We start from the raw sequence: 20,529 nt of genomic DNA, 5'->3' as shown, positions 1-20,529 counted from the left end.
AGGTTAACTCAAAAATAATAATTAACTATCAGTAAAACAAGAAGCTACTTCAAAGAATTGTCTGTTCTTTACGTCAAATAAATATTTTTTACGATTATATTCGAACGGTGCGAGCCAGCTTCCTTTTGCCGTAATACCTTTTTTGTCAATCGCTGCCTGCCCATTATACTGATGTATAAAAGCCCAGTTTTCCCAATAGATCCATCCCTGTTGCATCATCTGGTGAAAAGCCATCTGCAGCGCAGCAAATGCGCGCATCATCAGTTCTTCTGCCGGTCCGTCCGCAGTATCCATAATATTGATAAATGGTATTATTTGCCATTGGACAGGGTTATTTGCCCTCTTCATAAAAGTGCAGTGGAGAGGAACTCCGAAACGGTATGCCAGTTTAAAAATATTGGTGCGCCAATAGAAGAAGTGGCTTCCAAAAGGAACAGCCAGCTTGTTTTCTCCGATTCCCTCTTTCTCTTTTACCAGCCCTTCATCAGCATCCAGGAATAGCAGCACCAGGCGTTTATTTTTAATAGCCCGCAGAATATGTCGGAGTGAGTTTGCCTGGTTTGCATCAATACATTCCAGTTTATCTTGTAACATTCCTGCATCTTCCAGTTCCGATCTGTAATGTTCGATCTCTCTTTCCAATACAGCCCCAGACACCAGCAAAGTGATCTCATAACCCATTTGCACCAGCAATTTGGGTAACAGGCGGTATGGACCATAGTGAAAAGTGATCAGAATCCCATTGATATCAATCCGGTCAATACCTGCCGTATTCAATTCACACAGCCTTTTTAAAGGGAATTCACGGTATAGTGTTTCAAAATTATCTCGGTTACTGATCCATGTGGCATAATGCTCCCATAATATTGAAACCGGTTTGTCCTGAAAAAACTGCTGGACATTTGCCAGCCACATCAACCGGTGCAGATTTTGTTTTTGTTGTACTTTCATATCGTTTATAGTGTATGGATAGCATCATTCAAAGAACCAGAGAGAAGACAGCTTCTCTCTGGCTCGAGAAAGCATTTCTCCTAACTAAAATGAAGAAGGCCAGCACTTGTCGCTGTCTAAATCAATTAGTGGAGTATCTTCAGTAAAAAGCTCAAAGATTGAACTTCCTTCAAAAACTACCGGCTCGATTTTTTGAATTTCGATTTCCATAATTGTCTATTTCGTTTACGACCTATAACCATCCGGGTCAGGTCAATCCCGTTGCCTTAATGAGGCAGTTATTTATCCTTTTTGCTGGCCAGCAGAACAAATATGAAATTTGCTTTTTAAATAAAAAATAATTGGGAAATATTGCTTTATTGAGGGATAAAACGATATTTCATCCAAATAGCCTCGCTAAAAGTTTGGATTCATCCCTCTATCAAGGTGATTCGTCCCTACATATGCCTTTATTTCCCGCTAATAGGTTTTGCAAACATCGTTTAATAAATTGTGGGTCTATTTTATGCTCAATACCAGCCAATACTTAATTATGAAGAAAAGTAAAGAAGAGATTTTAGCCAGTTTTTTAAAAGACATTCATGGCGAATGGATATCTGCTATCCCTGAATTGACGGATGCATTTGCAGAGATCCGCTTTGTGAAGGGCGAGTACCTAACCAATAACTGGGGCGAGCTCTACCTCATTGCAGAAGGTATATTTGGAAAGTATGAAAAGACATGTCCGGTACGGTATGCCATCAGTGGCGAATCGCTGATGATCCCCAACCATAGTCACAATTATCAGTTTATTGCATTGAGTGACTGTAGCACTTACATGACCACAAGAAAACAGCTATATACGATAAATGCGAAAAACCCAAAGCTTTTCCCGATCTACGCCAGCCTTATGGACAAACAGCAACAGTACCTCAATTATCGGGCAAAACTGCTTTCATTGCCCAATCCCGATAAGTATGATTTTGTATTTGACAAATATCCGGATATACGCCAGTATATCAAACATAAAGAATTAGCCCAGTTTATGGGGATCAGTGAAGAGTTGCTTCGTCGACTTATACGCGAAAGAGAATAGGCATTTTCCCAATAATTTGGGTTTTTATGCCCAATTTATTGGGCATAAAAACCCAAAACATAGTGTCCAAATTCCCAAAATATAACAAAAAATGCTGCTGAAATTTGTAATAGCAGATCGGATGAAATAATGAATCGTCCTGTAAAACAAGAAAATAATTGTATCCGTACCATTTTTTCCGATCTGCTCATTAAAAAACAAATTATGAAACAGTACAAGAAAAAATTTGCACCCTTCCCCAGAGGCGGGTGAAACCCGCAAACAGGAAATCAGTTGACGATCGTTGACTATTCCGTCGCATGGATAGAAGAGACATTCACAACGCAAACAAATGGACCATATCATCAACAATAAGGGCGACAAAGTACACCCGGCAACATCCACAAAAAACGGTAGTTTAATCCGTCGGAGTGCACGGTGGATCAAGCCTCGCATACCTACTTTGATTATTTACGGTTATGCTTTCTTGTATTTCTATACAGGAATAGCGAAGCTGCAAATAATCGCTGAATTTATTCGGGGAAACAGTAAAATCCCCTATTTAGGGAAATATGCAGAATTGATCGGCTGGGGCATTCCTTCTTTGGAAATCCTGCTAGCTGTACTATTGATTGTCCCGATATACAAGATAAAGCGTACTGCGCTATGGGTATCTAACCTATTGATGGGCATATTCACAATTTATCTGACCCTAATGGTCGCTTTTGTAGAAGATAGGCTCTGTAACTGCGGAGGAGTGATCGAATCCATGGGCTGGAAAACACACATTATATTTAATGTGGCTTGGTTTATCGCCGGAATCTATGCCCTTAAAAAAACAAAAATTATAAACAATTAAAACTAAAGGTATGAAAACCTCATTAAAAAATTTCACAAAAGTGCTACTTGGAGTAGCTGTATTAGGCGGTGCGGCATTAACGCAATCATTTACAAAATCGTTAATTCCACCAGCTGGTGATTTTGTCACATTAGATGGAACAACTTGGGAACCTGCTTCAAATTATCCTGCAGGAGAATGCTTAGATGCAAGTTCAACATGTTCATATCATAAAATTGGTAGTGCTCCAGGACCAATGAATGACCAGTATAAAAATCCTGCTAATTTCCAGGAAGCTGATCAAGGAGTATTCCGCACAAACGAATAATGGAATTAAAAAATGGCACCTGAAAAATTTCAGGTGCTATTTTTATTTAATACTCTTTATTAAATTTACAAGAGCAGCTGCTTTTTCTTGTGAACTAGGTCTTGGAACCTGAGTCGTTACGATTCTCATTTCTTTATCCAAAATAACTTGCCGCGGATAAGAAATTACATTAAAGAACTTTATAATAGGATGTAACGATTTCTCTCCCATAGTATATAGACTGATATCTGAAGAATCACTGTACGATCCAGATTGAACAGATTTCTTCCACTTCGCTATGTCTTCATCTACAGAAATATTAACAAAACAAAGATCTTTCACATTTTTTAATTCTTTCCTTACGGTCTTCATTTCCTCATGTAATACTTTGCAATTTGCACAACCAGTAAACCAAAAATCAAGAACAATAATTTTCCCGCGTAAATCAGAAAATTGCACCAACTTTCCACTTGTATCCATCAACTTAAAATCTGGTAACAATTGCCCTTTTGCTGTTTGAACACGAAATAGCTGAATTGCATCTCGATATTTATTACTTGAGACATTTGACTCGATTTTAGACTGCTGATCATAATCCATTTTAGCATAATTCTGAAAAAAATAACGATAATATATTCTATCTAGACTTTCCTGTTTCATCATCCCGGAATCCCACTCTTTTTCAAATGCTGTACCCAACCATTTTCTAAGCCTCATTCTTTCCATGAAATAATTTTCCATTTCATTTGCCTGAAAAAAATTCTTATCAGTAACTTCATGAAGTCGTGTATTCCGCCTTAGGTATTCCTTTATAAATAATGATTTCTCATTTTCAAGATTGGGATTTTCTTTACTGATACGATGAAAGACCATAATCAATTGTGTCAACAAGTTTTGTTCAATTTTACCAATAATATTTAATTTTAGTAATCGATAACTACTCTTGTCTAATACACTAATATTTCGATCTAATACAATAAGTTGACTATCACGCTTCATGTAATTATATTGTAAAAGCGACTGGAGCTTATCATGAAGAATTGAAGACAGTTCAGGTTCCTTATCTACCAGATCGATCTTTTTATTTACAAAATTCGGGAATGATACTGTTTTTTCTATTCGACTAATTTGATATTGCAAATTCATAATTTCAGCCCCAATACCACTAAATACGAGACGGTCATCTTCTTCGGAAATGATCACGCTATCTCCTGGAAATATTAAGTAATCCAATAATAATATTTTTTCCGCATTTTTCTCATTCCCTGTTTTTAAAGTGATATATCGGAAATCTATTCCTTTATCAAACTTAATCGTAAATATAGCATCATGTTTTATTGCCATTTCTTTTCTGTGCGGAGTTCGATTGAAAAATTCGAAATTGTCATCAGTCCAGTAACAATTTAATTCATTTTTTAAGCGACTATCTTTGAGTCTTCTAACATCAATAGTTGCCGTTTGTGATAAAGCGACATGATTAAAACCCAAAAAAATGCATAGGTATATTAAGTAATGTATTATTCGTATTTTCATGATCATTATTTATTTGTTACCATTAATTCCTGCGGAATAACAGGCAAAGTATATCTAGAATCATTCGGAGGTAATATATACTGTTTACCAGAAAGTGTTCTAGTTAATGTCTTAGCAAATCTCACCTCCATATTCAATCTCCTCAGATCTTCCCATCTACAATTACCTGTAAACACGAGTTCTTTACGACGTTCCTCCAAGACACGTAAAAGCACATCATCAGTGGTTTCGTTCGGCGGTTCTGAAAAATATTTGTATCGATAATTGCAAAAGTTATTCAATACATCCCTACCTTCTTTCCAAAAACCCGTTCTAACAAGACATTCTGCCTTTATCAGAATAATTTCATTAGTAGCTAGTCCTGAGAACATTCCAACTGTACCAGAGTAGCGGCCTTTAAAGGATTTTGTACCATCAACATTTACTCTAAAGAAGGCTGATTTTCGGATATCATTATCTCTGTAACTATCAAATAATGCTTCATTAACCCTGAGATCTCCATACGATACAAAAAAGTAGTTGATCGGTCCAGCATAGAAGACGATCTCTTTATTTCCCTTGTCGATGGTTGGAAAAGGTAATGTGGCCACTGTATTTAAACTCGAAAAATCAATTAATTCATTATTGTACTTCAAATACTCCTCTGCATATTGCAATGCTTTATCATAGTTTTGCATCGTTAAATAGATCTTTGCTAGCATCGCTAAAGCTGCGGAACGTGATGGTCGAGTCTTCTTTTCAGGAACGATTGGCAAGATGCTCAATGAAGCAGTCAAATCTGTAATTACCTGCTCATAGCAAGCTTCTACCGTAATTAAGTCGCCACTTTCATTGATATCCGACCCAAAGCGCATAGGAAGCACGCAAGATATTGAAGCGCCCTTTACATATGGCGGAGCATAAAGCTGTAATAACTGATAATAATGAAAACCACGATAATACAATGCCGAACCTCGAATATTATCCTTTTCGGCACTTGATTTTGTAACTTTATCTGTTCCCTCTATAGTGATATTGGCATACGCTATAGCTCGGTAAGGTACTGTCCAATCTCCAGTTCCCGTTCCAATTGCGCCTTCATAAATATCTTCTTTCCAGATATAAGCATTTCGTTCCGAAGGATTTCCAACTGTCAAAGCCGTATTTTCAAGAAGATGGATATTATCAGCGCTGATAATTCCGAGGCCAGGCGTGGTATTCATCACTGTCGTATTATCCAGTAATGATTGATAGTCTTCCAAACTTTCTAGTATGACATCGCTATTTTTTGATTTTACATCCAGCCAGTTATCAATCTTTTTACAAGAATAGCAGAAGAACAGGCAGAAAAAATAAATGAGATATTTCATAATCTGAATTTTTAAATTAGAACTGGATGCGAGCACCAAGTGAGTAACTTGTTGGTATTGGATATAAGCCGAAATAATCGTTAACATCAGGATCTATACCTACTTTATTCTTACGCCATATGATTCCAAGGTTGTCTATGTAAGAATAAATATCTGCTGTAAATCGCGAAAACTTCACCTTGTACGACAAGGAAATATCTTGTAAACGAATATGATCACCTGATAAAACTAAAGCTTCAGAATTTTGATAAAATGTATTGCGGCTTGAATTAACAGGATAGACCAATGCAGGCATCGATGTTTCTTTATTTGGGTTCTGAGGATCAAATGCCAACATAAAATCAGCATTTGGCATGGATAGTACTTCGTTTAAGTTAGTACTGCTACTTTTCTTTCTGATATAGAAACCAGACTTAAGAAGTATGTTAGCTGAAAGTGACCAATTCCGATATGAGAAAGTATTGCGCAATGAACCAAACAAGGTTGGTCTACTACTTCCATGATAGTTAACATTATCCATAATGTTACTTGCAATAATGCCTGTATAATCTTTAGATTTAACTCCATTTAAATAGCCCAAAGGATCTCCATTTTCATCCAGTCCAGATGATCGGTAACTGTATACTCCATAAAGTGAATTTCCCTCTTTAATATAGAGACCATAGCGAGCTAACCCGTCAACTGCGGACGAATTAGATACCAAATACCTTGTTGGGTATTCTTCATTAAAAGAAAGAACCTTATCCTTGATCAAACTTAAAAGATATACGGTACTCCAATTAAACTTACCTTTTGTATTTATACTTGTTAATTGTATATCCAAACCCCTATTACGAACTGAAGCAGAATTACCTTTGTAACTATTAAAACCTGAGGAAGGGCGAAGCAAGATCTCCTGTATAAGATCCATTCCATCTTTTTGGAAAAGCTCTATCGAACCCGAAATACGATTTCCTTTGGAAGCAAACTCCATTGATAAATTAATATTACGGACTTGCTCCCACCTTAACAATGGATTGGGTGGATTTTGAATGGTAGCTTGTCGAAAACCATTAAGTGTGTTCCTATTAAAGCTTGCAATAAGGTAAGCAGATTGATTATATGAATTTCCATTATAACCATACGTAAGCCGAAACTTTAATGTTGGCAATAAGGTTGATTTATAAAAATCTTCTTTTGAAATATCGTATAAAAGTCCGACGGACCAAAGTGGTACAAATTTATCATTAATCTTTACTCCATATAAATTAGCACCATCTTTTCGAGCTGAGGCGGATAGCGTGTACCGTTCTCGAAATTGGTAAGCACCATTAAAAAAATAAGAAACGGAACGGCGAGTCACTTCACTCATATTGCCTATACCATCATCAATCAGCTGTGATCCTAATCCACTCGGATTAATTGGATAGTATTGATTAAAGTTTAGATTACTTAAAATCGTTCCTGTCTCATGATCATAGCCATAATAACGACCTGAATGGGCTGTAATAATTGTCGATTTCATTTCAGCACCCAATAGCGCATTTAATTGATGATCGTCTGACCATCTTTTATTCATCGTGCTATTAACCCGGAAGTTATAAGCTTCTAACCTATCTCGAGTATGATCAAGTATATCCGCATCGGGAACAGGGTAAGTAAAATTTGTGCCGTTGACTTGCGTATAGCGATTGACTAAATTTCTTACATAGTAGCTATTCTTATCCTTCAAATCGTCATACTCACTCTGCTGACGTTCATATTGAAAGAGTGAGGACAACGACAGCCAGTCTAGCGGGGCATACATGAGTTGACCATTCAAAATTGTATGCAAGCGCTTGGCATACGTATTCTTGAGTTCTTTCTCTTCTAATGGGCGAAGTGACCAGTCTTTAAAGCCTTTGCTTTCCATTTCTCGTAGGTAGCTATCTCGATAACCACTTGGTACCGTAATCGGAAGTCCATTCTCACCTTTGTATGCAATATAGGGATAGGGTGAACTGTAACTGTAACCATATTGTTCTGTCGTATTGGTCACGGATACCGATGGAGAAAAAGTTAGATTTTGTAATAACTTAAACTGCGGAGAAATATTTATTGTCCATCTGTTTAGACCACTCTTTTGAACAACTTCTCGATTATCATTGTAGCCAATAGAAAAATAATTGTTAAACTTTTCTCCTCCAGAGCGAATTCCAAACGCATATTGGTTCTTAACTGAAGTTTGGTAAAAGTTTTCTGACGTCTCATCTCTACTATCTATGGTTGCAAACTCTTGCTCAGCAAGCTTAAGCATATTTTCATCTATATCACCTGATCGGTGTCGATCCAACAATTCAACATATGGGCTTACTAAAGGAAAAGTTGTATTGTTGGATAATATATCATTATAAAAACCTTTATTAAAAAGCTGACGCTCGACATGCATATATTCCGAACTTGGAATAAAATTTCGGCTATATTTCAAATTTGGCCTCACTCCGATTGTGGTTGAAGTATTAAAGTCAATCTTTGTTTGTTCTCTAAAAGCAGCTTTTTTGGTCGTTATCACAATGACACCATTCCCTGAACGTGCACCCCAAATAGAAGCTGCTGCAGCATCACGTAATACCGTTATGCTTTCAATATCATTAGGATTGATCTGATCTAAGCTACCTTCAAAAGGAAAATTATTTAGAATAATAAGTGGATCAGCACTTACATCATTATCAATAGTTGACCGCCCTCGTATAGACACACCCGTCTGCTCATTGGGTGGTAGTAAACCTCCTGCTCCGCCAGATGATCGATTAAAGTTAACACCGCTCGTCACTCCTTCCAATCGATCAAGAATATTCGTACTCACTCTCCTATTCAAAAGTTCTTTATCGATCTGCACAAAACTCCCCGTTGCTCGTTCTTTGGGTATTTTCTGATATCCCGTTGATACTACCTCTACTTCATCGAGCTGATGATCCTCAGGTATCAATTTAACCGTTAACGATACTTCAGAAGTATAATTGATTTCTTGGCTTTTGAAACCGACAAAGGAGAATTTAATTTTACCCATTTGGTAGTTGACGAGCATTTTAAAAGTTCCATCCTTAGAACTTTTAACTTGGATATTCTCCTCTTCGATACGAATGGAGACGCCTTGCATCGGGCTGTTGTCAATTGCAGATAGCACCTGCCCTACCAGTTCATATTTTACCTGCTCATTCACCCCACTGTCCTTGCGGGGTGTCTGAGCTGATAAACATAAACTATGAAATACTGCGATGATCATGATACAGGGTATCGCAATTACTTTAATGGCCTTTAATAAGCATAGCAGCAGATTAAAGGCATGGAGGATTGGAGAAAGCAAATAACAAATGGGTACTTGCTTCAACCAATCTATTTCTATGGGAGTAACTGTATAGGTGCTACTGCCCTCTTCAGAAGAATTATTTCTGTCATATATCTTTTTGAGTAAAGGACTTTTCAATGTGTTTATATTTTGGTTTGTTTTGGATTGAAGACCAAAAAATAACTCTGGATTTAAGACAGTACTTTTCCTCGGGAATAGCACATAGCTCTCCCCATTGCAAGTTTTTTGCATTGTTTAATGGTTTACATTGAAGGTGGATTCAGGAGCTAAAATGTAGGCAATAAGGCACCTGTTAAACTTTCAATAGTTAAAAAATATAATGGAAAAATGCAATTTTAAATCGTCGTCAATTGGTTATATAATGGTCTACATTATTGCATTTTGAATGGATAGTCAACATAGTGACTTGGCGCAACAGATCTAATCTGCCGGCTTGATGATGTTTTTGGTGGTTTGTTTTTTTTGATACATACTCATCTTATAAAATTATAAATGATGAGTCTCTTTCCCTCGAAATAAAAACGTGGGATACTATCTAGCATTATTCCCTGGGTCTCACGCCGTCGAACTCAGCTTCAAACGATAGCACCCACGCCTTTATATATTGCTAATATAGCAAAATAAAGGCTATTGGGTGTAATCTACCGCTCTCGTGTTCGATATTTATTTGTGAGACTTGGGAAACGAGACTCGTTAATTACACTACCATACCTAAAAAGGTATAAATCAATTAAGTAATACAACAAATATATATATAATTATTTTACAAAAAAAGTAATTTCATGATAATTTTTAGCGTAACTTTTTATCGGTCTTTGTTTAATGTTAGACCAAGATGAAACTTATAATAAGAAATTAGCACAGAGATTGTCTCAAATCATGAATATTCTTGATATGACACATGTTGGTTTCGCCGAATTTGTAGAGAGAGACGTCTCTCATATTTATGGAATTACTAATAAGTCTAGACCTTTTAATGACACTCTTGCCGAACATATTGGTAAAAAACTGGAGATTAAAGGTGCTAAGATTCTTAATTTGAATGTTACTATCCCCTCAAGTATCGCCAAAACGGAAGCAGTCATTAACTTCAAAAGGGATAATAAAGATAATCCCGAATACTTTTTACATTCCAAAACTGACAGAAGTATAGATGCTTTTGTTTCGGAAGTTCTTATTAAATCAGACTTCCTTAAAGAACCTAGATATCTTAACGAAATAGAGTCATATATCGAAACAGAGTTTCAAAAATCCTACATTGATGATCAGCTTTCTAAGGCACTCCGGTACGCAGTTACCAAGAAAACGTTAAAAAGCGAAAAGAAGCCAATCAAATTGAAAAATGGAAATCTTGGAAAAAGACTTGTTGATGTTTATTGGATTGATTAGAAGTCAAAACAAAACTTACATTATGGTGTTAGTAACATCAATAACAGCGTTAAGACGCATTCTCAAAAAATTCCAATGTTGTATAAGTACGTTTTGTTAAATTTAATCTTATACTGCCATAGGGACCTTCATAATTTGAATATTCATATAAAATTATTGGTGAAAACTCATAACGCTTACTGTAGATTTCACCGAGGTCTTTAGGAAATAAATCAATTTGGACAACAATGCTATCAGCATTTGCATATGTTTTTAATTGTTTAAAATAATTGGTCAAATTTAATTTGGTTTCTTTACGCTCTAAATTTGCAACTTTTAAAATTGAATCCACCACCTCTAAATTTTCTTGATTTAAATTGTACTTTTTATCAAAAATAGAATCTTTTGGAGCATTAAATAATGCATAATCTGGAAACTTGGATCTATCATAGTTGTTTGCAACGTAATAATCAGATTTTAACAATAAGAGCCTTCCTCTGAATGTATCATTCAAATACAAATTCATATAGCCGTTTTGTAATTCAATATTATTAATATTAAAAACGATACGATCTAAGTAAATTCTATTACTGATCACACTTGATTTTCCTTTAAACATATAACGATCTAAAACTTCCGGATTTTTTAAAGTGTCAATCAATTCCATTGTCTTCTCATCTAACTGAATTGAATAATCAACAATTTTATAGGAAGAATAACTTAAAATCTCCACTAATAAGTCTAAGAAACCAAATCCACGATCCTTTTCTAACTTGTTTGTAGATGCTTTAACGGCAACCGAAACTGGTTGCTTTTCAACACAGGACACAAAAATCATACATGAAATGAATACAATTACAAAATAACTAATATTGACTTTAATAAATCAGTTTAATATCATATGAAAACTCTGAAAATATTAAGTTAATTATCACTTAGACTATCAGGTAAATATTCAGCATATTTAGATTTTAAGTACTCAAGATTTTTATCATTGTTCATAAGATTTAGATTTAACTTTTCTTTAATAAACTCGTATCTGGTCTTAGCTTCATTTAAAATATGGCCCCAAGTCAGAACATATACATCATAGAGATCTGTAGAAATAACGTGCCCATATTTCCTATCACTTTGTTCCAATTCGGACTCAATATCGGATTTAATATCTTTGGTCACTAACAGAAATTTCCATTTAGTTTTTTCTTTCGGGAATCTTCTATCTTTACAAATTCGAGAGGCATATAGTTTAATTTGCATCAATTCATCTACTCCAGCATCTACCGTAGGTTTTTTTAATTCAATAATTAAATTTGTTTTATGACCAGGTATTCCTTGGGGAAACTGTCTCCATAAGCACACATCAGGTATAATCTGTAAATCAGAGTTATCTTTGCTTTCAGTAATTTCTGAAAAATCAGCTCTACCTAAATACTTTAAATACTCCTTTAAAACATTTTTTAAAGTGACGTCATCTACACCATAAGTAAACTCATCCCCGAATAGCCAAGTTTCATTGACAAGTATTTTATGTAAATGCTTTCTTTCAAGCACGTTTTTATTCAAATCTTTATTATAAATAAGTTCTTCGAGTCCATTAATAAATCTTAACCTATTTTTTATTTCCGTCATTGTATCAATTACTGTAGAAAGAGAAGATTCTTCTAAAATTTCTACTAACTCATCCCTCTTATCTTTAGGTAACTCAATTACCTCTGCTAAAATCTTTTGAAGAGAATTTGAATTATTTTCTAAAGCTTCTTTTATTAATGATAAGGTAAGTTTTTTACTCTTGATGTCTTGATGTTCAAAATCAGGTAAGAACTCATTAACTTGTAGTGCTACAATATCAAAAACTTGTCTTTTACTTTCTTCTACTAGATTTTCTGGCTTTTCTCTATATGGATATATTCCTTTTTTCTTTAAGTCCGATATGAACTCTGTTGAATAATAATGTAACCTTTTCCTTGTATATGCTCTAGCAAATTTCTTGGACTCCTCAATTACTAAAGTCATAACATCATCTAATTCCTGTAGATCAATTTTATTTTCTCTATGAAGGCTCTCAATATAAATTGATTGAATAAAAATTGAAATCGGAATATTCGATCTGATACCTAAATTTAGTTCTTTGAATGGAATTCCTTTGGTGTTACATAAGTATGCTTTCTTTTTTATATCAAAGTTCCATTCAAGAATTTTAAATTTGAACCTATATGTTATTCCTTCTTTATCTGTTAAAAATTCCGTTTCGTCAGAATTCTTGATCAGTGAAGCAAATTCTAAAATTTGACCATTAATAGTAATTGAAAAATTTGAATAATTTATCCAATAAGATGCGAATTTTTGGGCTAAATCTTTTCTATTCTTTTCATCAAAAGCTTGTTGGGCTATGTCAAAGTTGATATTCTGAATTAAAACATTAAATCCAGATTTAGAAGTGTCACCTTCAAGAGGTATTAGTGAACTGAATTTAGAATGAGATAAATTATTTCTGTCAAAAGTGATTGTAAATTCCTTATAAGAACTAGAGTTTTTATATCTACTTGTAAACGTAACCAAATCACCTAAAGCAAGTGCTTTATACCTTCCTTTTCCTTCTTTTCCATGATATTGTCTACCACTTGGACTATTATTGATGTTTTTCTTTTCTGAGCCTCCTAATCTACCAAACACTTCTTGTGCTTTAGTATATTCAATTCCTAATCCATTATCATTAACTTCAATCGATTCAAATCCTCCTATACTGTTAGACACATATTCAATACTTATTTCTGTTGCATCAGCATCTAAGGAATTCCATATTAATTCTGATATAGCGGTTATTCCACTAGCTCTGGTCAAAGATTCTATATGATCTTTTTCTACTCCTAAATCAATAATTGTTTCCATAGCTTTTGATAATTACAGGTTAAATACTTATTGAAAAACGAATAAAAACACCAACCATTTCGTTGAATATACTTCTAAAATTAGCCATTAAGCACATACAATATTACAAAATAAAATCCTTTGAAAGATTCCTTTTACTCCAACCTCTACGTCCCAACGCCAAACCTTACCACTTTATTTAAAAACATTACTTCCAATACTAAATATATCAAACAAAATCGTACAAAATTAGAAAACCCTCAAGAATTTTCCTTCAAACACTTCTTTGGGTACATCCAAGATCTGCTCAATCACAACGGTCGCAGACTCTTCTTTAAATTCACTCATTAATGCCCATAGGTCGTTTATTTTTGTCGGGACAAAATGCTATATAACATCATCCACACTATTGTTAGACTTTGGGATAATGTATCCCTTATTCTTTAAGTCCTTCAAAATCTCGGTTGTCAATGGTACATTGATCGTAATTAGTATTTATTTTTTTTACCTTCTTCCAACAGGGGTGACATTTCGATCCTAAGTTACTTTACTATAAAGTGAACTCACAGAACCCTCCCCTGCTTTAATCCAATATTGAACAGGATGAACATGAAAAAATGTTGAGCAACCGGTTACCTTGTAGCATGTCCATCCCTATTCAACATCTAAAGATAAATAATAAAACTAAATATATTAGCTATTTTTTGCTATAATTTTTAGTTTTATTATTTTTTAATTGATTTTTAGCATTATATTCCTTTGCAATACGGTTTCCCGTAAATATTCTCAAATTCTATAGATATATTCGCAAAAAAGTAATAAATGAGAGTAGATAGACTTAATTGAGTAAAATGTGGAAATTAATTTATCAAAATTGAAATTAAAAGTTTATTATATAACAGATTTGATGGATGAGAAATTTTTAATTTTTATACATTTTGAAAAGAAATGATCAATAAATGCATGCTGATTTGAAGAATTAATTTCTAATTAACGCTTAATTACAAATAAAACTAATCTACATCTATCATTAAAAACATCTTATTTCAAGTAAATTGTTTAAATAATATGTTTTTCATTAACTTAGTCCAGTTTGACTAATCAAAACCCATATAAGATTCATCTAATCTATGAAAAATAAATTATCTGATGTATTAAAAAAGCTATTTCTTAGCTCTCTTGCAGGTATAGCAGCAAATAGTACAGTGCAAGCAGCAGCTGTAATAGATGCACCAGGCTCAATATATAAAGAAAATGAATTCTCTATAATTAAAGAGAAAGATCTAAGCCCAAAGTTATTATTAAAATTAAATAACAATTCTGGCTGGTCACTTATATCACATCGGAGTCATCGATCGCATTCATCACATAGATCACACTATTCTGGTGCTTCAAGCAGTAGCTCTTCTGGCTCGACGAGCTCTGGAAGTTCAAGTTCTCGCAGTTCATCTTCTACAAGCTCAACCAGCGGTTCTTCGACAACTCGTCCATTGGGCTTTAGCAGTAGCGGATCATCAAGTGGTTCTGGTAGCTCAAAACAAACTTCATCGTCTACTAATAAAAATTCTCCGACTAAAACTATAGCAGGTCTAAGCGCCACTGCTTTAAAACTCGGAGATCGAAATCTAAAACGTGATATGTCTGGAAGCGATGTGACCGAACTTATTAATATTTTATTAAAAAAAGGATATCTCCTACTAGAAAATGGACAAAATCAAGTATATGGAACATATACATACGACGAAACTATTGAAGCAACGGTTAAGAAATATCAAAAAGATAACAATTTGACTGGGAGTGGTAACTGTGACGCATCAACGGCATATCACTTACTAAATAAATAAAATGAAGGTAGAATTTAATGAAAATAATAAAATCGTACTAAAGATCCAAAGTACTCTATATAGTATATCTGTTGTACATAAGTGTTTCTACTGGTACTCTGGAAAGTTTGATATCGATATCGAAAGTGTGGACAATAATTTAATAATTAAGATGTCAAATATTCCTGATGATATGGATAAAAACAGTCTTATATCTAAGATAAAAAAAGATCTATTAGATTTCAACACTAGAGAAATAATAGCTCTTGAAACTAAAGATATAAGGACTTTATTGATTGCAAAGGCATTTGCAAACGATGATGAATATGGCGAATCTCCTCCAGGAATTTTAGATGATCCTATTGGATTTAATCCATTTGATTTTAAAAAATAAGATATGGATGCAGGAACAATTAAAGAATTTCGGAAATTTAAATCGATCGATAAATATAATACTGGTACGAATACTTACTTCCTTCTTCCATTTCGCTTTCATCAGGTCAATAATGAAAAGGAAGTATTAGTTAATGAAGTTGGAGATTTTCTAATTGTACCCATAGGCACGTCTACAAGAATTGCAAATCGTCAGATTAACGATAAAGAAGAAATTTATGCTGATCTTATTGCTAATTTTTTTATTTCAGAAAAACCAATTCCTGATTTAATCGACATTTTAGCAACGCGGTACCGAACTAAAAAGTCTTTTCTAGATGAGTTCACCGCGTTACATATATTTGTGGTATCCTTACGCTGCAATCACTCTTGCCATTATTGCCAAGTATCAAGAGTTTCTGAAAATAAACAGGATTTTGATATTTCAATCGCAGATTTAAAAGCTGGTATTGAACATATGTTCAGAACACCATCTTCTTCAATCACAATGGAATTTCAAGGTGGTGAACCTTTACTAGCTTTTGATAAAGTAAAATACGGTATTCAATACGCAAATCTCCTAAACGAAGTGCACAATAAAGAAATTACATTTGTTATTTGTACTAATGCGACTGTGTTCTCGGACGAAATACTGGAGTTTTGCGCACAACACAATGTTGTAATATCTACATCATTAGATGGACCAGCATTTCTACACAATGCAAATAGACCAAAGACAGGAACTAAAAGTTATGAAATGGTTATGCAGGGTATTGAGCTTGCAAGAGAAAAGCTTGGACACGATAAAATATCTGCCCTGATGACAACAACAACTTTAAGTTTAGACTATCCTATTGAAATCATTGATAATTATATTGAAAATGGTTTTAGTAATATATTTTTACGTCCCATAAGTCCTTATGGATTTGCATTGAAAAATATAAAGAAAAACCATTATCAGACACAGCGATATCTTGATTTTTATAAAAAAGGTTTGGACTATATTATTCAACTAAATAAAAATGGACATTTTATGGTTGAAGATTATACAACTGTTGTTCTAAAAAAAATTCTAACTCCGTTTCCTGTTAGTTATGTGGACTTACAATCTCCTGCAGGAATGATCAATAATGTTGTGGTATTTAATTATGATGGTAGTGTATATGCTACTGATGAATCTAGAATGCTAGCAGAAAATCAAGATTTTACTTTTAAGCTGGGCCATGTTCAAGATAGTTATCATTCTCTTTTCTATGGTGAGAAAGCTCAATATTTTTCAAAATTCTGGTCCAATGAAACGTTGGCAGGTTGTGCTGATTGCGGTTTTCAAGCTTATTGTGGAGCAGATCCAGTATTTCACTACGCATCGCAAGGTGATTTAGAAGGTTTCAGACCCACATCAGATTTCTGTACAAAGAATATGGAAATCATTCGGCATATTTTTGACTTAATAGACAGAGAGGGAAACGATATCATTAAAATTTTCAATTCTTGGATTAATAATACTCCTCAAAATTAGTTTGATATTATGATTCAACTTAAAACAAGGGGTATCCCTATAAATCTGACCGCCCCAACTGTAGCTACTATAATATCTCAGACTTGGAGTAAGGATTTGGTCGCAAATACGCCATCTGGACAAACTGTATTTCTATTTAAGAATGTCCCTCCTATACAAGACAAAATCATGATAGTTGGTATAGCGACTTTGGAATATCTAGAAGAAGGAGATATTATATATATTGACACAAATGGTAGTATTCATACACTTTTTAGGAAGAATTCTCATCATAATGCTCTTTTTATAACTGATCGATGCAATAGTAATTGCTTAATGTGTTCACAACCGCCTAAAAATGTGGATGATCTTACACACTTCTTCAACATTAATACATCACTTATTCCATTAATTTCGAAGGATACAATAGAACTTGGAATTACTGGTGGAGAGCCAACTTTATTAGGTCAAAGGTTTATTACACTTTTGGGCCAAATAAAAGACGAGTTACCAAATACTGATATTCATATTCTGACAAATGGAAGGAGTTTCGCCTGGAAGCACATTCCTCACGCTTTAAGTAATATTAACAACGAGCGTATGGTATACGGTATTCCACTGTACTCGGATTACTATAGACAACATGATTATATTGTTCAAGCAAAAGATGCATTTAATCAGACAGTTTTAGGGCTGCATAATATGGCAAAGTTTAAACATAGATTAGAATTGCGAATAGTACTGCATAAAGAATCTTTTAAGAGGCTTCCGAAATTAGCAAAATACATCTACATGAATTTTCCATTTGTTGAACATATAGCATTTATGGGATTGGAATACACTGGTTATACTATTGCAAACAAAGATTTGTTATGGATGGAGCCAACCGAATATTCAGACGAACTGGAAGATGCAGTTTTATACCTAAATGCAATGGGGATGAATGTTTCTATTTATAATTTACAGTTATGTCTATTGAAACCTTCCCTTTGGAAATTTGCACAAAGGTCGATATCAGATTGGAAGCAAAATTATTTAAAAGAATGTGAATCCTGCTCTGAGACAGAAAGGTGCGGTGGAGTTTTTGCAACATCAAAAAAACATAGCCAGTTGATTCAAGCAATTAAGTAAATGAAAGAGAATAAAGAAATTAAAATCCATAAAAGATTATTTTTAACAGTAGGTATATTACTTCTGATTAATCCAATAATCATTTATCTAATTTCTAGCTCAATATGGGCAAGTTTAACTATTTCTATATCAGCTATTCTTGTTACTGCTTTCATTAATGAAAGTCAACGCTTTAACGTATTATCGACAATATGGTTAAATTTTATGTTTGTGCTATCATTTTTCTTGCATGCAGAAGTGATCTTTAGTTATAAATTCTCTGATTATATTATCGAAGATTTATACAGTATAAAACAAAATTATTATTTCAATAAACCATATTTAAACAAAACATTTCAAGACAAAGAATTTCTAGTAAAATATAAGACAAATGCGCAGGGCTTCAGAATCGGAGAAGAAGATGATCCGGACACTCGAGTTGAACTGTGTGATTGGTTGTTTATTGGTGACTCATACACGCAGGGCGCTCAGGTTGAGTATGAAGAATTATTTACAAGTAAACTCTTCAATGATTATTCCAATAAAATAATCGTTAATGCTGGAATAAGTGGCTTAGGTATAATAGATGAATATTATTACTATATCAATCAGGGTAAAAATCTTAAGGCCGACAAAGTATTCTTACAGATATGCAATTTTAATGATTTTATGAAAGTCGAAAAGAGGACTTCTGGATTCTCAGATTATCTCATGCATTACTCTAATTTTGCACGTTTCACACTTTACGATTTTAAGTATGCTAACCCCGCAGCATTGCCCTTGGGAAGATGGACAGAACCTTTTTACCCAGACCAAAAATCAAACAGAGACTTCAATATCTTTTACAAAGAACAATCGGATAAAAAGTTAAAAGACCTCGAAAACTTTCGTCTTTACCTGAATAAATTTGCAAAAGCAGTCAAAGACAATGGTGCAGAGCTAATTATATTGCAAATTCCAACTAAAGAACAGGTATCATATAAATATCTTAATGAGGTTTTAAGTGGTTTTGATATTGATATAGATGATCTTGATATGCAATTTCCAAATAAGTGGTTATCTACCCTTTCTAAAGAAAATAAAATTATACATATCGATCTATTAGATGATTTTGTAAATTCGGAAATACCTTTATTCTTTGATTTTGATGAACACCTCAATATAGCAGGGCATCAGCAAATAGCAACTAGCATTTCCAAACACATTAATAATAAAAATCAGAACGTGCGCAGCACAGTATTAAGTATATTAAATGTTGGCGATCGGTACCCGGTATATACAACAAATGGTTATAGCATTTTCTTTCAATCTTGGCGAGATGGAAATATGGAGCTTTTCCTAGCAGATAATAACCTAAAAGAAAATAGAAGGCTTACATGGAATAAGACAGATGAATTACACCCTTGGCCTTCCCCTAATGGAGAAGAAGTTGTTTTTACTGAAGGTGATCAATCATTAAACAATACAAAAGTGGTCATCATGAACAGTGATGGTAGTAATAGGAAATACCTGACAGATGATCCATCGACTTACGGAGCAATACCAAGTTATAACTATAGAGGTGATAAAATCGCATATGCAACATGGCATCATCTAGATGGAAAATATACCAACCCTTACATTGTTGTACAAAATTTACTGAATAACGAGAAAACAATTATAACATCAGATGAATTCGAAAATTGGCGCCCTATTTTTTCACCTGATGAAACGAAGTTATATTATATTGCAAAGGATAAAAACAATCAATTTGATATTTATCAATACTCTCTTGAAAATAAAACAATAACAAATCTCACAAAATCTGATTATGACGAATGGGATCCATGTATCTCTAGAGATGGAACTAAAATGGTCTATGCGGCTCGCAAAAAAGACAATTGGGATCTTTTCCTCTTAGATTTACAAAGTGGAAAAAAAACTCAATTAACAGATTCGAAAGGAAATGAATGGGATCCAAACTTCTCACCTACAGGCGATTCAATCAACTATGCTGCCACCTATGGATTGAGAAATGGTATTTTTAAAATGTCATTAAATTAGAAACATGCCTTTTGCATCTATACCATTTTTGATATTTTTTTGTTTTGTTACTCTGATCATATTGGTTACAAAAGATCAATTTAGGTC

General features: G+C 33.9%; 15 protein-coding genes. 9 read left to right on the top strand and 6 right to left on the bottom strand.

Translation table 11 applies throughout. The features are described from left to right. Positions 1 to 21: 21 nt before the first annotated feature. Entirely contained in the window at positions 22 to 951 is a 930-nt protein-coding gene (locus JAZ75_RS19315) for a hypothetical protein (protein ID WP_208697708.1), read from the bottom strand. A 532-nt stretch (positions 952 to 1,483) separates the two neighbouring features. Here JAZ75_RS19315 and JAZ75_RS19310 point away from each other — a divergent pair. The 3 genes from JAZ75_RS19310 (at position 1,484) to JAZ75_RS19300 (ending at position 3,171) form a co-directional block, all read left to right on the top strand. Beyond that, positions 1,484 to 2,026, top strand: coding sequence for a hypothetical protein (locus JAZ75_RS19310; protein WP_208697706.1), 543 nt, complete (start codon positions 1,484 to 1,486; stop codon positions 2,024 to 2,026). Between the two features lie 331 nt (positions 2,027 to 2,357). Next, complete coding sequence (locus tag JAZ75_RS19305) at positions 2,358 to 2,864, top strand: MauE/DoxX family redox-associated membrane protein (RefSeq protein WP_208697704.1); 507 nt, start codon at positions 2,358 to 2,360, stop codon at positions 2,862 to 2,864. 10 nt (positions 2,865 to 2,874) lie between these two features. After that, entirely contained in the window at positions 2,875 to 3,171 is a 297-nt protein-coding gene (locus JAZ75_RS19300; protein WP_208697702.1) for a hypothetical protein, read from the top strand. A gap of 42 nt (positions 3,172 to 3,213) precedes the next feature. On the opposite strand, the gene JAZ75_RS19295 is transcribed toward JAZ75_RS19300, so the two are convergent. From JAZ75_RS19295 to JAZ75_RS19285, 3 genes are all read right to left on the bottom strand, one after another. Next, on the bottom strand, positions 3,214 to 4,494 hold the full coding sequence (locus JAZ75_RS19295) for a TlpA family protein disulfide reductase (RefSeq protein WP_208697700.1): 1,281 nt from the start codon (positions 4,492 to 4,494) through the stop codon (positions 3,214 to 3,216). 194 nt (positions 4,495 to 4,688) lie between these two features. After that, positions 4,689 to 6,032: a RagB/SusD family nutrient uptake outer membrane protein gene (locus JAZ75_RS19290; RefSeq protein WP_208697697.1), complete on the bottom strand. Its 1,344-nt coding sequence runs from the start codon at positions 6,030 to 6,032 to the stop codon at positions 4,689 to 4,691. Between the two features lie 16 nt (positions 6,033 to 6,048). Beyond that, positions 6,049 to 9,591, bottom strand: coding sequence for a SusC/RagA family TonB-linked outer membrane protein (locus tag JAZ75_RS19285; RefSeq protein ID WP_208697695.1), 3,543 nt, complete (start codon positions 9,589 to 9,591; stop codon positions 6,049 to 6,051). Positions 9,592 to 10,182: 591 nt separating this feature from the next. On the opposite strand from JAZ75_RS19285, the gene JAZ75_RS19280 reads away from it, so the two are divergent. After that, positions 10,183 to 10,749 carry a hypothetical protein gene (locus JAZ75_RS19280; RefSeq protein WP_208697693.1) on the top strand — a complete coding sequence of 189 codons (567 nt, stop codon included), beginning with the start codon at positions 10,183 to 10,185 and terminating at the stop codon, positions 10,747 to 10,749. 49 nt (positions 10,750 to 10,798) lie between these two features. Here the strand turns inward: JAZ75_RS19280 and JAZ75_RS19275 are convergent, their stop codons facing one another. Both JAZ75_RS19275 and JAZ75_RS19270 read right to left on the bottom strand, forming a co-directional pair. Further along, positions 10,799 to 11,566 (bottom strand): hypothetical protein, encoded by a 768-nt coding sequence (locus JAZ75_RS19275; RefSeq protein WP_208697691.1) that lies wholly within the window; start codon positions 11,564 to 11,566, stop codon positions 10,799 to 10,801. An 86-nt stretch (positions 11,567 to 11,652) separates the two neighbouring features. Beyond that, positions 11,653 to 13,617 (bottom strand): ATP-binding protein, encoded by a 1,965-nt coding sequence (locus JAZ75_RS19270; RefSeq protein WP_208697689.1) that lies wholly within the window; start codon positions 13,615 to 13,617, stop codon positions 11,653 to 11,655. 1,109 nt (positions 13,618 to 14,726) lie between these two features. Between JAZ75_RS19270 and JAZ75_RS19265 the strand changes: the two genes are divergently transcribed. From JAZ75_RS19265 to JAZ75_RS19245, 5 genes are read left to right on the top strand one after another with little or no spacing between them, the layout of a single operon-like run. Further along, positions 14,727 to 15,440: a peptidoglycan-binding protein gene (locus JAZ75_RS19265; RefSeq protein WP_208697687.1), complete on the top strand. Its 714-nt coding sequence runs from the start codon at positions 14,727 to 14,729 to the stop codon at positions 15,438 to 15,440. A 1-nt stretch (position 15,441) separates the two neighbouring features. Continuing rightward, positions 15,442 to 15,813 (top strand): His-Xaa-Ser system protein HxsD, encoded by a 372-nt coding sequence (gene hxsD / locus JAZ75_RS19260; protein ID WP_208697684.1) that lies wholly within the window; start codon positions 15,442 to 15,444, stop codon positions 15,811 to 15,813. 3 nt (positions 15,814 to 15,816) lie between these two features. Beyond that, positions 15,817 to 17,310 carry a His-Xaa-Ser system radical SAM maturase HxsB gene (gene hxsB / locus JAZ75_RS19255; RefSeq protein WP_208697676.1) on the top strand — a complete coding sequence of 498 codons (1,494 nt, stop codon included), beginning with the start codon at positions 15,817 to 15,819 and terminating at the stop codon, positions 17,308 to 17,310. 9 nt (positions 17,311 to 17,319) lie between these two features. Next, positions 17,320 to 18,420 carry a His-Xaa-Ser system radical SAM maturase HxsC gene (gene hxsC / locus JAZ75_RS19250; protein WP_208697674.1) on the top strand — a complete coding sequence of 367 codons (1,101 nt, stop codon included), beginning with the start codon at positions 17,320 to 17,322 and terminating at the stop codon, positions 18,418 to 18,420. Further along, entirely contained in the window at positions 18,421 to 20,442 is a 2,022-nt protein-coding gene (locus tag JAZ75_RS19245; RefSeq protein ID WP_208697672.1) for a hypothetical protein, read from the top strand. It abuts the gene before it with no gap. Positions 20,443 to 20,529: the final 87 nt, after the last annotated feature.

This window comes from Sphingobacterium sp. UDSM-2020, assembly GCF_016132525.1.
In the GTDB taxonomy this organism is placed as follows: Bacteria; Bacteroidota; Bacteroidia; order Sphingobacteriales; family Sphingobacteriaceae; genus Sphingobacterium; species Sphingobacterium anhuiense.
This window is presented reverse-complemented; position numbering and strand designations above follow the sequence as displayed.